At 69.7% G+C, this 1,295-nt stretch carries 1 protein-coding gene; it reads right to left on the reverse strand.

Features of this window, described 5'->3' with window-relative positions; translation table 11 throughout:
* Positions 1-1,295, reverse strand: a 1,295-nt coding sequence (locus U9978_RS09565; RefSeq protein WP_322760721.1) for a DNRLRE domain-containing protein, incomplete at both ends; no start/stop codon positions are given.

The raw sequence follows: 1,295 nt of genomic DNA on the forward strand, positions 1-1,295 counted from the left end.
TCCCACCCGGCGACGTCCAACTGACCGTCCCCGACGTGGTCAACCCCCAGCCCGACGCCGGGAACGCCGCCGAGGTCACCGCGGACGGGCCGGCGGGCGCGGTCGTGTCCACCGTGAACGGAATCCACGTCGACCAGGCCTGCGAATAGTCCGTCCCGTCAAACGCCCGAGCCCGCCACTGGTACGCCGTGCCGTTTGCCAACACCCCGGCCGGCACCGTCCACGTCCCCACCGTGTTCTCCGTCACCCCGGACACCGACCCGGAGGTCACCAAGGTGGTGCCGGCGGCGTTCCACACCTCGAAGTCGACCCGCAGATTCCCCCCGTCGGCGTCGATCGCCCCACCCTGCAACGTCGGCGTGGTGCTGTTCGTCAACACCATCGCCGGGCTGCCACCGCACTGCGCCGAACACGGCGCGGTGAACCGGCCGGCGACCGTCCCCGGATACGAGTTGTACGTGACGGTGATGTTCGGGGCCAGCTGCGTGTCCCCCGAATAGAAATACTTGTACTGGTTCGGGTCGGACTCGTTGCCCGCCCGCAGCGTGAGCGCCTCCGGCGACGGATAGCCGTTGGACGACCAGGCCTGCGCCAGCCCGGTGATATCCAGGTTCCGCCCGCCGTCCCCGCCACACGACCCACCACTGTTGAAACTGGTATTCGACCAGTTGATCCCGTCCGCGGTCGGCTGGGAATTCCACGTCGTGCCCGCACCCATCCCCGACGCGCCCTGCACCACCATCGGCTGGGCCGTACACGTCGCCGACCCGACCTGCCACAGGTTCAACGACGCCGACAACACATGCCGGTTCTTGACCGCCGAATCGTCGAACCGCAGGAACGACCGGGTCGTGGTCGCCCCCAGATAGTTCCCCACCGCCAGATACGCCGACGTGTCATAGTTCGTCGTCGGATGCGCCGAGTCCACATAGTCATCGAGGTTGTCCGGCAGCGTCGCCGCCGGGTCGATCGTGACCGGGTACTGCCGGTCGGGTGCGCCCAGCCAGTCGGTATCCGGGGTCAGGGCCAGAGTCGGCCGGTCACTGCCCGCAGCCTCCAGCGACGAGGCCACCTCCCGGACCCGGTCCGGTAGACGGGTCGCTGGATCGGTGTGCGCGTCCCACATCAGCGGCGTCGGTGAACGCACCGCGAGCGTCGCCCCCGCGTGGAACCGCAGCTCCCCACCGGCCATCCGCTCCGCGCTGACGCCCGCCAGCCGCATCGGCAGTGCCAGCGCCGCCCGCGCCGCCGCAGGCGTGTGCACCACCAGCCGCACGTCAAAACCGGTCGGGGTC

Source organism: Protofrankia sp. Cr2 (genome assembly GCF_963555885.1).
Classification (GTDB): Bacteria; Actinomycetota; Actinomycetes; order Frankiales; family Frankiaceae; genus Protofrankia.